Origin of the sequence: Haploplasma modicum ATCC 29102 (assembly GCF_000687835.1) — a bacterium.
Taxonomy (GTDB): Bacteria; Bacillota_I; Bacilli_A; order Acholeplasmatales; family Acholeplasmataceae; genus Haploplasma; species Haploplasma modicum.
In genome coordinates this window covers 14,127-27,051 of record NZ_JHYB01000005.1, presented here as the reverse complement: position 1 = coordinate 27,051, position 12,925 = coordinate 14,127, and the positions used below count along the sequence as shown (strand labels likewise).

General features: G+C 26.2%; 9 protein-coding genes. 7 read left to right on the top strand and 2 right to left on the bottom strand.

Translation table 11 applies throughout. The features are described 5' to 3' along the window. Window positions 1–8: 8 nt before the first annotated feature. The 7 genes from rlmD (at window position 9) to T352_RS0104540 (ending at window position 10,067) form a co-directional block, all read left to right on the top strand. On the top strand, window positions 9–1,337 hold the full coding sequence (rlmD, locus tag T352_RS0104570; RefSeq protein ID WP_162151203.1) for a 23S rRNA (uracil(1939)-C(5))-methyltransferase RlmD: 1,329 nt from the start codon (window positions 9–11) through the stop codon (window positions 1,335–1,337). Window positions 1,338–1,370: 33 nt separating this feature from the next. Then, a complete protein-coding gene (ybaK, locus tag T352_RS0104565) occupies window positions 1,371–1,835 on the top strand; it encodes a Cys-tRNA(Pro) deacylase (protein ID WP_035345373.1) in 465 nt (154 codons plus the stop codon). Between the two features lie 163 nt (window positions 1,836–1,998). After that, complete coding sequence (locus T352_RS06545; protein WP_035345370.1) at window positions 1,999–3,351, top strand: FAD-binding oxidoreductase; 1,353 nt, start codon at window positions 1,999–2,001, stop codon at window positions 3,349–3,351. Window positions 3,352–3,522: 171 nt separating this feature from the next. Next, on the top strand, window positions 3,523–5,952 hold the full coding sequence (locus tag T352_RS0104555) for a PD-(D/E)XK nuclease family protein (protein WP_026391944.1): 2,430 nt from the start codon (window positions 3,523–3,525) through the stop codon (window positions 5,950–5,952). Then, window positions 5,939–8,968 (top strand): UvrD-helicase domain-containing protein, encoded by a 3,030-nt coding sequence (locus T352_RS0104550; protein ID WP_026391943.1) that lies wholly within the window; start codon window positions 5,939–5,941, stop codon window positions 8,966–8,968. Before T352_RS0104555 ends, T352_RS0104550 begins: the two co-directional genes overlap by 14 nt. Window positions 8,969–9,040: 72 nt before the next feature. Further along, window positions 9,041–9,385, top strand: coding sequence for a CidA/LrgA family protein (locus T352_RS0104545; RefSeq protein ID WP_026391942.1), 345 nt, complete (start codon window positions 9,041–9,043; stop codon window positions 9,383–9,385). After that, window positions 9,378–10,067 carry an LrgB family protein gene (locus T352_RS0104540; protein WP_026391941.1) on the top strand — a complete coding sequence of 230 codons (690 nt, stop codon included), beginning with the start codon at window positions 9,378–9,380 and terminating at the stop codon, window positions 10,065–10,067. The genes T352_RS0104545 and T352_RS0104540 overlap by 8 nt, the downstream gene beginning before the upstream one ends. Before the next feature lie 59 nt (window positions 10,068–10,126). On the opposite strand, the gene T352_RS0104535 is transcribed toward T352_RS0104540, so the two are convergent. Together T352_RS0104535 and T352_RS0104530 are read right to left on the bottom strand one after the other, a co-directional pair. Next, entirely contained in the window at window positions 10,127–11,440 is a 1,314-nt protein-coding gene (locus T352_RS0104535; RefSeq protein ID WP_035345367.1) for a solute carrier family 23 protein, read from the bottom strand. Between the two features lie 57 nt (window positions 11,441–11,497). Continuing rightward, on the bottom strand, window positions 11,498–12,883 hold the full coding sequence (locus T352_RS0104530) for an NCS2 family permease (protein WP_035345364.1): 1,386 nt from the start codon (window positions 12,881–12,883) through the stop codon (window positions 11,498–11,500). Window positions 12,884–12,925 lie beyond the last annotated feature (42 nt).

The window sequence follows — 12,925 nt, the reverse complement described above, 5'->3', positions numbered from 1 at the left end:
ATGATAAAATGAGATTTGAAATAAAAAGAGTAGGCCATGATGGTGAAGGAATTGCATATTATGAAGATAAACCAGTCTTCATATATAATGCTTATTTAGATGAGGTTGTAGAAGCTGATTTAATATTAAATAAAAGAGGTTCCTATGAAGGTATTTTAAAAGAAGTAATAACTCCGTCAATTCATCGTATTGAAGTAAAAGATGAGACATATGTAAAATGTGGTGGAACGAATTTAATGCATATTTCTTATGACGAAAGTCTTAGATATAAGAGAAATACTATTAATTTTTTACTATCTACAAAACTTAGAAAAGAAACAAAAAATACAGTATTAAATAAAACAGTTCCATCAGATAACATTTTTAACTATAGAAATAAAACTGATTTACCGGTTAGAAGAATTGATGATAAAAATGTAGCAGGGATGTATGTTAGAGGTACTAATAAGTTTATGCCAATCAGCAATTTTATTATCGAGGATGAAAACTTAGGAAATGCATTAAAATTAGTTTTAGAACAAATGGATTTGCATCACGTTTATGCAATTAATCCTGAAACTAATAAAGGATTAGTTTATAGTTTATCACTTAGAACAAATGAGATTGGTGAAATTCAATTAGTGTTTATTACAAACAAAAATGTTAAATTAGATAAACTAGCAAAAGCCATAAATAAAATAAATCCTAAGATAAATAGCATTTATCAAAACTATGTTAAAGACTATAAGGATAATAGAGATATTTATAAAGGAAGTATGTTTTTATTATTTGGAGACAAATACTTAAATATGAAAATAAATAATAATACTTTCTTAGTTACACCATTTTCATTTTTTCAACTAAATACTAAACAAGCAATTAAGCTATATGATTTAGTAGTAACTCTTGCAGAGTTTAATAAAGAAGATGTTGTGTTAGATGCATATAGTGGGGTTGGTACTATCGCAAGTCATATCGCACCACACGTAAAAAAAGTTATTGCTGTGGAAGAAATAAAAGATGCAGTTAGAGATATGCAAGAATCACTTAAAATCAATAATATTACTAATGTAATCCCTAAACAAGGCGATATAACAAAAATGAATAATGCAATTAAAGAAGAATTTGATATTATGGTCTTTGATCCACCAAGAATTGGTTTAGGATTTTATTTGAGAAAATATATATTAACAAAACTTCCTAAAAAAATAATTTATGTTTCATGTGATCCTAGAACTTTAACAGATGATTTAAAAGAATTAAGTATTAGTTATGATATTAAATCAATTACACCACTTGATATGTTCCCACAAACTAGTCATATCGAAAGTATTACAGTACTTACTTTAAAAAAATAATTTCTAATTTTTATAGCAATAGAAGGTGAGCAAATGAAAACAAATGCAATGAGGATTCTTGATACTAAAAACATTAAATATGTACTTAGAGACTATACAGAAACAAAAATTGTTAAGGGAACTAAGATAGCAAGTATTTTAAATGAGAATCCAGATCAAGTTTTTAAAACTCTGGTTTTACAGGGAAAATCAAAACAATATTACGTTTGTATAATACCTGTATCAAGTGAACTAGATTTAAAGAAGGTTGCTACAACCTTAGATGAGAAAAAGATTGATTTAATTCCACAAAAAGAACTGCTTGGCTTAACTGGTTATGTTCATGGTGGATGTAGTCCCTTTGGAATGAAAAAACAGTTTAAGACAATTATTGATAGTTCATTTAATAATTTTAAAACAATTATGGTTAGTGCTGGAAAAGTAGGACTACAAATTGAACTAGACTTTAAAGAGGTAATAAACATATTTGAATTTATAGTTTCAGAGATCAAAGTATAAATATTTAATAAATTCAAACAGATAGAAAGTAAAAAATCTATCTGTTTTTTTCATGACTTTCGAATTATAATCACTGTTTGGATATTTTTTTCACTGAAAGTCTATTCCTTTGAAATGTAAACACTTTTTATATATAATTGTTTAAAATTAAAGGGGGCTTTAAATGAAAGATTTAATATTAGATAATGCAAGAATTTTTTTATCAGGGAGTATTCCAGAAAAATATACTTTTAGTTATTACATGAATGTAAATACAAATATAAAGGCAGTTTTTTTACCAATAAACACTGATGAAATTAGTAAAATAGTTAAATATTGTTACGATAATAACATAAAATTTATTCCCCAAGCATCTGGTACAGGTGCAGTTGGTGGTCAGTTTAATGTGTTAGATGGTGTAGTTATTATTGATATGAGTTTAATGGATAACATATTAGATGTTAATTTAGACACGATGACTATAACTGTAGAGCCGGGTGTTAAGCTTGGCACAATTCAAAATCTCTTAGAAGATACAAACTTTTTCTATCCACCAGATCCAGGCTCAAAGGATTCAAGTATTGGTGGGAATGTATCAACTAATGCAGGAGGCATGCGAGCAATCAAATATGGAACAACAAGAAACTATGTTAAAGAACTTGAAATAGTACTTCCTGATGGTAGAAAAACAGTTATTGGTGGTCTGACAGTTAAAGATGCAAGTGGTTATGATTTAAAAGATTTATTTATTGGTTCAGAAGGAACTCTTGGTATTGTTACTAAAATTAAGTTAAGAATAATTCCAAGACCTAAGTATAATAAATCATTAATCTTAGCTTTCGATAAAACAACTCAAGCTGCTTTAACAGTTACTAAAATATTAAATAGTGGATATCTTCCAACTGCTTTAGAATTATTTGATAAAGAAACAATTGAGTATAGTGAAAAGTACTTAAACACTAAATTTCCAAGTCAGATGGGACATTCATATGTACTATCTACATTTGATGGGATGGATGAGAAGGCAATTGATTTAATTTTAGAAGAAATAATGAATAAATATAAAGTTCATGCCAAAGAAATTATTTTACTAAATAAGGATCAAGCTAAAACAGCATGGCAACTGAGAGATAATATCTTATATGCTTTAATGAGTCTTACAAAATATGAAATGCTTGATGAAGTAGTTCCAATTCATCATTTTGCAGAAATGATTTCCTATACTAAAGAGTTGGAGAAAAAATATCATACAACCATTTTAAATTTTGGACATGCTGGTGATGGGAATATCCATACACTCCTTCTACAAGAAAATAAAACAGATGAGCAATGGAATTTAGTTAGAAAAAATATTTTAGATGACTTATATACCAAAGTATATGAACTTGGAGGTTTAATTTCAGCTGAACACGGAATAGGTTACATTAAGAGAGACTATTTCTTAAAACATACCGACAAAGTAAAAGTAGAAATTATGAGAAGTATTAAAAAAGCATTAGATCCTAAAGGATTATTAAATCCAAATAAAGTAATATAGTAAAAATACTCTATCCTTTTAAAGGGTAGAGTATTATTTTTTTTATGATATGACTATACTAATTAAATAAAATGATTTATGAAATAATCATTTTGTTTAAAAAGAGCGTTCTTCATTTATTAGCTAGTTTATAGTATAATAAAACTAATATAAAATGGGTGGTGTTTTTACTTGAAATTAAATGAAATATTCAAAAAAATAAATTATAACAATAATTATTTTGTCATTCCAGATAAAATAAAATCTAATGTGATAAGATCTAAAAGTAATTATGAACTTACTAATAAAGTATTAGTAGATTTTAAGATAATCACTTATAGTGAGTTAATAAATCTTTTATCTTTTGATGTTCTTGACGAAATTTATTTATTTAATTTAGAAGAAAATAATTTGCCACTTTCAGTTATTAACGAAAAGATAAGATTTTCAAAATATAATCTAGATAAAAAAAATGATGATCTAAATAAATTTTTAGATTTTAATAAAAAATACATTTTAGAAAATAAGTTTTTTAAAGATAATATTAAAAAATATACTTTTAATATTTTAGGTAATGACGTATTATTAAAACCATTTATTGATTACTACAAACTAAAGGTTAACTATATAAATATTGAAAAGATAAAAGAAGATGTATTAACATTAAAGTTTAATACAAAAGAAGATGAAGTATTTTATCTGTTTGAAGAAATAGCTAAACTATTACACAAAAATATTGATATTAATAAAATTTATATTTCAAATATTGACAATACTTATTTTAATTTAATAAATAAATTTAAGTTATTTTACAATATTAATGTTAATTACGATAACCAAGTATATTTAAATGATATTCCTTATATTAAAGATATTATGAGTAAAGAATATGAATTAATCATTCAAATATTAAAAGATGAAGCGTATCGTAATGAATTATATCAAAAAGAAATTTTGAAAGATAAAATAGACTTTGAAACAAATATTAATAAGTTAATTAGTCTATTTAATAAGTATCCAACAAAAAATTATAAGACGTCTAATATTTTAAAAGTAATTAAAGAAGATCTTAAAAACTTAAAAGTTAAATCTAAGGTTTACAGTAATGCCGTTAATGTAATATCTAATGAAGAAATACTAGGACTTGATGAATCTAATCATATCTTTATCTTAAATACGGTATATGAGTCTTTTCCCAAGCTAAGTAAAGATAATGACTACTTATCTGATAATGATAAAGAATTAATTAATTATCCAACTAGTTCAGACTTAAATATTGCAGCCAATAATTTTTTAAAAGAAGTAATAAAATTCTCTACCGTTAAATACATCTCTTTTTCTTTAAGTGATAATTACTTATCATATACACCAAGTGATATATCAAGTGAATTTATAAAAAGTACTAATGAGCCTAGCGAAATAGAACTTAACTTTGGTTATGCACCTAGTTTTTACAAGCTTTACTATAGTAAAAATACAGGTGATATATTACAATCAACTTTCAAGTCAGATTTTAATTTAACAAAAAAAGAAAAAGACTCTTTAATTAATTATACGAAAGATATAAAAACTAAAATAAGTCCTTCTCAAGTGACAAAATATTTTAATATTCCATTTGTTTATTATCTTGAAAATATTTTAAGACTTCAAATATTTAATGAAAGTATTAGTACCTTAATGGGTAATTTTTTCCATAGTTTAGTAGAGACCTTAATGATTATATTTTATGAAACTAAAGTAGATAGAAGTAAAACTGGAAAAATTAAAAATTATCATGATGATATAGATATTAACAATGAAATTATTAATTATATTTTAAATGTTGATATTTCAAATTTCAATTACAATAAATACTTTAACGATTATTTTAATATTTATTTTAAGAAGATGTTAGAGTATACAAATATGCTAAAAGATATTAGCTATAAAGATTTATCAAAAAAAGATATTATGTATATAAAAACAATGTTTTATACAAAAAAACAACAAGATACAATTGTAGCTGCCTTAGAAGTAGTTGTTAATTTAGAAAAAGATATACCTAGTAAAGAATTAATAATTGAAGAAAAGGTAGAACTTGAAAAATTTATTGGTCAATCAGATTTAGTTAAAATATATGAGAATAATACTTTTTCAATCATTGATTATAAATCAAGTGCAAAAGAACCATTTCACAAGGATAAAATAATTGAAACAATTAATCTCTTATTAAAAGATACTAATGAGGAAGTCGTGCTTAAAAATTTAGATTTACTTCAATTAATTTTTTACGCATATTTTTATAGCATTAAATACGAAAAATTAAAAATGAAGGATCTAGCATATTTTTCCTATAATTCGACAAAACTAAATGCACTATCTACTACTGATTTAAATCTAGATTATTATATTAAAGGGGAGACCAGAATTATAAATGAAGAAGAATTAAAAAAACTATTTTTAGATGTTGAAAAACTTTTAAATAAGGTTCTAGAGGAAATAAAAAACTTTAACTTTAAAATTGAAATTAGAAAAGATTTAGTTGATAAAAAAGGCCGCAACGAATCATACTACAGCATTTATGAAGCCTTAGCGTTTTTTAATAGTAATCAAGAAGAAGGTGAAAATGATGAAGAAAACTAAAGATGATTTGATTAATACGTATGGTCTTAATGATGAACAAGTCTTAGTAGTACTAGATAGCTCAAAGGAATTAATTGTTCCTGCAGGGGCTGGAAGTGGTAAGACAAAAACTTTAGTAACAAAAGTTGTAAACCTTTTAACAGAGGGAAAAAGCTTAGATAATTTTTTAGTTTTGACTTTTACTAAAAAAGCCGCTAATGAGATGAAAGAACGTATTAAAAAAGAATTGATTAAGGCAAACTTAGGAAATATGGCAAATAAAATTGATAGTTCAAACATTTCAACCTTTGATGCTTTTGCCTATAACTTTGTTAAACAAAATGCAAGCTTAATCGGACTTGATTCTAACATTGAACTATTAGATGGTATCTTTTTTAATCAAATAAAGAAAGATATCTTAGATGAAATATTTACCGATATTATGTTAAATGAAGAAAGAAATCCTAGTTTATATAATTTTGTTAGAACATATACAGATAAACAAAGTGAAGATTCTTTAAAGGGAGACTTTCTTTCGAGTTATAATAACTTATGTGAATTAGGTAAAATAAAAGATTTAAAACTTAATACCTTAATTGATGATTCAAACTATTTTGATAGTTTGATGCTTAGTGAAGAACTAGCTGATATCTCTTTATCTTTTATTGAAGAGAATCAGGAATTAGTTGATTTTTACTTAGACTATTATGACTATTTAAATGGTAAAGATATAGAAAGACCTGTAATTAAAAAAACTAATATTAAATGGAAAGATTTAAATATAAGTAGTGAGCAAAGATCTATGATAGAAAAATTGATTAAATATCCTAAGGAACTATATAAAAATGATGTAACAATAAACGATGTTGAAATATTTAAGGAAGAAACTTTTAATACATTGAAAATCATTTTAGATATTCTAGTAAGATATGAAGAAAAGTTAAATGAATTTAAAAAGTTAACTAACAAATATGAATTTAATGATATTGCTAATTTCTTAAATCAAATATTAAATGAAAATGAAGGTCTTTTAAAACGTCAAAAGGACAAGTTTTTATATGTGTTTGTTGATGAATATCAAGATACATCAAAAGTTCAATCAGATTTTCTTGAAATGTTAATAAAAGACAATGATAAAATAAATGTTTTATATGTAGGTGACATTAAACAAAGTATATATAAATTTAGAAATGCCAAACCAGAAACTTTTAAAAATAAATTAGAAACAATTAAAAGTATTCCCCTAAAAGCAAACTACCGAAGTTCATCTAGCATAATTGACTTTGTCAATAAACTATTTAAAGAAATATTAGATGATAAAGATAAATATGATATAGATTATAAAGATAATCATTATATGGAAAGTAGATCTACTAAGTTTTTGGGAAATAGGTTTGCTAATGTATATTTAGAAGAATTAAATACAAGCGAAGATAAAAGAACAAGTAATAATCAAATGATAGAAGAAGCTTTTTCTGTGGGGAGAAAGATTAAGGAATTATTGGATAGTAAGGCAATTAATAGTTACAAAGAAGTTGCTATTCTAGCGAGAAATAAAAAATCATTTGAGACTTTTAAAAATGTATTTAAATATTTAGATATTCCACTACAAATTCAGGTAGATCAAAAATTAAAACAAACTTATTTTTTAAAACTAATGGCAAACGTCTTAAAATTAAGTTCATTAATTGACGAGGAAAACAGTGAAAAAAGATTTTATTACTTCTCAGTTGCAAGAAGTGAGTTATTTGGCTTTAGTGATTATAATTTATTTAATTCATTAACAAAAGTATTTGATAATAAACTAAATAGTAAATTAGAAATTGATGATTTAATTTATGAAAAATGTCTTTTACTAAACAGAGTAATATATACCAAATCAAATTATGAAATAATAGACGATATGGTTCATATCTTTGATATGTATAAAAAAATTAGTAAAACCACTAAAGTTAAAGAAAAAGAATACCAAATTGAGTATTTATACAATATTAGTAAGACCTTATCAGACTTAAATATTACAGGATTAGATTTTGTTGAATATATCTATAATTTAGCATACAATGATGACTTAAATTTAGAGATTAGTATTTTACAAGACAGCAAAGAAGATAGTGTTAAAATTACAAACATTCATCAGTCTAAAGGTTTAGAATATGAAACACTATTTGTCGTTGGACTAAATAATGAGTTTAATCGTTCTTTAGTTAGAAACTTTAATTATAATAATGTAGTTAAGTTTAATTTAAATTTAAAGAGTCCAAGTGATATAAAAACTTTAAAAATTAATGATTCAGTTAAAAACAGTAAGATAAAGAAAACAGTTAAAGATAATTTAAAAGAAGAATTAAGATTATTGTATGTTGCTTTAACTAGAGCAGAAAAAGCACTATATTTAGTCTTAACGCCGAAAGATGATTATAGCAAATTAAATTCATTTGCAGATTATCTCTATTCTAATGGATTATATGATTTCATTAATCCATTAAATATAACAAGATATAGAAAATCTTTAAGTAATGCTGAGTATTACTTAAAGTTAAAAGAAGAAAATACATATTATCCCCTAGAACTAGATAAATTAGAAGAGATTAATTTTGAAATTGAGTCTCAAGTAATTGAATCAAGTAAAGCATCAATTACTATTAACGAGTTAATTGATGATGGGCTAAAACATAATTTAAAACAAGGGATACTAATGCATGAATCATTTGAGTATGAAAATATTAATGATAAGTTTTATTTAAACTTTAAAAATAACTTATTTAACGGTAAAAAATTAAGTGATGCCAAAATATATCACGAGTATGAATATGAGTATATAGATAAAAATGTTTCAGTTAAAGGAATAATTGATATGGTAGCCCTATATAAGGATGAAGTTCATATTATTGATTATAAATTAAAGAATAATGATCCAGTAAAATATAGAGATCAGTTATTAAACTATAAGAAATATTTAAGTAAAATATTTGATTTACCAATCTTAATGTTTGTTTATTCAATTGTTGATAATAAACTAAGTGAAGTAGTATAGATTTTATTCATATATTGAAAATATTTGTTAAAGATATATTGTATAATATAATATGTTAGGATTGGTGATTTGATGAAGATTTTATTTCAGTTTTTTATAATTTTATTATTTACATTTTTAGGAGAATTAATTAGTAGTATTTTACCCTTTTCTTTTCCAGCAAGTATTATAGGACTTTTATTATTATTTGTCTTTTTAGTATTAAAAGTTGTTAAAGTTAAACATTTAGATGATGTTAGTAATTACTTACAAAAAAACATGGCAATCTTATTTGTTCCGCTATGTGTAGGAGTTATGCAATATTTTGATATTATTAAATTAAACTTAATTGAAATAATTGTACTTCTTGTAGTATCAACTGTAGTAACGTTTATTGTAGTTGGGCTTATTGCAAAAAGGGGGCTAAAAAATGAATAATATTATTTGGTCACTTACCCTTACAATAGGAGTTTATTTGTTATTTTACTTTATCCAACAAAAATATAAATTAGGTTTCTTAAACCCTTTATTATTTTCAAGTATCTTTATAATCATTTTCTTAATTGTTACAAATATTGAATATGACACATATAAAGAAGGGACAAGGTTTATTAGTTTCTTAATCGCACCTGCAACTGTCTCGCTAGCAGTACCATTATATAAAAACTTACATTTAGTAAAAAAATATTATAAAGTAATAATCTCATCGATCTTATCAGGGATAATTGCTCATGCGATTGTTTTAACTTTATTATTTATGCTTTTTAGTTCAAGTCATGAAATGGTAGCAACCTTTATTCCTAAATCTCTTACAACAGCGATTGCTATTGATGTTTCAAAGAGTCTAGGTGGAATTGAAAACTTAACTGTTGCAGTAGTAATAGTTACAGGAATTCTAGGTGCAGCAATTGCTCCGATTATGGCAAAACTATTAAAGATTGAAAACAATATTGCAATCGGCTTAGCACTTGGAACATCAGCACATGCTCTAGGAACAGCAAAAGCCATGGACTTTGGTGAAGATGCTGTTAGTATGTCTTCTTTATCATTAATATTAACGGGAATTGTAACAGCGTTAATTGCTCCATTAATTTTTAATTTAATAACACTAATTGTATAAAAATAAGAAGCTCATTTTCCATTACGGACAATGAGCTCTTTATATTTATTAACTAAATTTTAATTATCAGGTAAGAGAAGATTTAGTAATATTCCAACGATTGCAGCAAGTGCCATTCCATATAACTGGAATACACCAAACTTTATAACTGCACCACCAAGACCAATTACTAACATTGCACTAGCAATAATCATATTTTTTGTTTTATTAAAATCAACTTTTTTATCGATTAAAACCTTTATCCCATTTAATCCAATAAAACCATAAAGAATTAATGAAATACCACCCATAACTGAGGAGGGAATAGAAGATACTAGTAAGATAAAGATATTTGAAAATGATAGTAAGATTGCGATTATTGCAGCAAGTCCGGTTACCCAAACAGATCCGATTTTTGTCATTCCAACAACACTTGTATTTTCACCGTATGTTGTATTTGCAGGTCCCCCTACCATTGCTGCAAACATTGTAGCAACACCATCACCCATTAAAGTTTTATCTAGCCCTGGATCTTTTAAATAATTTTCTCCAGTAATTTCAGATAACACAGCATGATCGCCAATATGTTCACAAGCTGTTACAAATGCAATTGGGATTAAACCAAGGGCTGCTGTAAAGTTTAATTTATAAATTGTAATTGTACTACCTAGGACTTCTAAAGTTTTATCTTTAAATCCTAAGAACATAAATTCAGGTATTTTAAACCATGAACCAGGAAGTTTGATTGTTTCGATAATGTTTGAAAAATCAACAAGACCTAAAATTAATCCTGTAACATATCCTGCAAGAATTCCCATTAAAAATGGAATTATCTTGAAGAATCCTTTTCCTTTAAGTGCAAATATTACTACTGTAATAAATGAGATAACTGCTGTAATGATTGTTTTGTAGCTTCCGAGAGCAACTAAGCCACTACTTGAGACTGCAGTACTTGCTAAACTAAAACCAATAATTGCAATCATTGGTCCAATAATAATTGGTGGAAGTAGTTTATCAATCCAGTTTGTTCCAATTAGTTTTATGACAAAGGCAATTACGACATATACTAACCCAACCATGAATAATCCAGTTAAGACCGAACCAAAGTAGTAACTAGGATTACTATTTTCACTACTAAAACCAATAATAAGTTGAATTGGTACAATAAAGGCAAATGAACTACCGAGATATACTGGTACTTTTGCTTTTGTTAAGGCAATATAGATTAGTGTTCCTACACCCGATGTAAATAATGCAACACTTATTGGGAGTCCAGTTAACATTGGAACTAATATTGTTGCTCCAAACATCGCAAATATATGCTGAACACTTAGTATTACCCATTTTAAATTTCCTGGCCTATCTTTTGGCCCTAGCAACATTTTATTTTCCATTTTTCTCTCTCCTTTTATTTAATAAAAAGACTTGAAATAAATTCAAGTCTTAAATATTTAAGCTAATACGGTAAATCTTATGATTAAATTAATAATAAATAAAGCACTTAAAATGTAAACCGTTAAGTTTACTTTTTTAAACTTGCCACTTGCTAACATCATAACTAAGTATGTAATAATACCAAATGCGATACCATCAGCAATTGAGTAGAATAAAATCATACCAACTATTGTCATAAATCCACTTGTAACTGAAACTTTATTTTCCCAGTCTAAGTCTTTTAAACTAGAAATCATTAATGAACCAACTAAAACTAGAGCCATTGAAGTGACTGGTGAATAAACTAAACCAGTTACTGGATCAAAGATTCCATTAGCAAATCCAAATAATGGATAGATTAATAATGATAACAAGAATAATACACCTGTTGTAACAGCAGTTAATCCAGTTCTAGAACCTGATTGAATACCTGTTGTAGATTCAACGAACGATGTAACAGTAGAAGTACCAAGTACTGAACCTGTTACAGTACCAATTGCATCAATTAAGAAAGCTTTTTTATCACCGATTAATTGACCTTCACTATCTAATAGACCAGCATCATGACCAACAGCTACTAAAGTACCTGATGTATCAAAGAAGTCTACAAATAGGAAAGTAAATATTACAGCATAACTTTCTGGTTTTGAAAGAAGACTTGGAATTGCTTTAAAAGCTTTACCAAATGTTAGGCTGATATCTGAAACTTTACCTAAACTTTCACTACCAAATGAAGGCATTAAATCAACACCTAATAAGCCAAGAATTACACCAAGTATTCCTGTTACTGCAATTGAGATAATAACTGCAAACTTATTTTTCATTGCTGATAAAACTAAAACTAAAATAATTCCAAATAAACCAAGCAATACTGCTGGATGAGCAAGATTACCCATTGCAACTCCAGTTGCAGGACTAGCAACTACAATACCTGCATTCTTTAAGCCAATAAAAGCAACAAAGAATCCAATTCCAGCCCCGATTGATAATTTTAAGTCTTTTGGAATTGCATTAATTAGTTTTTTTCTTATATTAGTAAATGATATTACTAAAAAGATTACCCCACTAACTAAAACTGCTGCTAAGGCTTCCTCCCATGAAAAACCTAAGCCCAATACTACAGTGTAAGTAAAGAATGCATTTACACCCATCCCCGATGCTAAACCAATTGGGTAGTTAGCAAGTAACCCCATTAAGATTGTAGCAATACCAGCACTAATTGCTGTAGCAGCAAATACAGCTGCTATTGGCATTCCAGTCTCAGCAAGCATACCAGCATTAACTGGTAAAATATAAAGCATTGCTAAAAAGATTGTAACACCACCAATAATCTCTTTTGAAATTGATGAACCACGTTCTTTAATTTTAAAGAATGATTCAATCTTATTTTTAAGATTATTCATTTTTCTCCTCCTGTTTATTATTTTAGTTAATAAATCATAAGA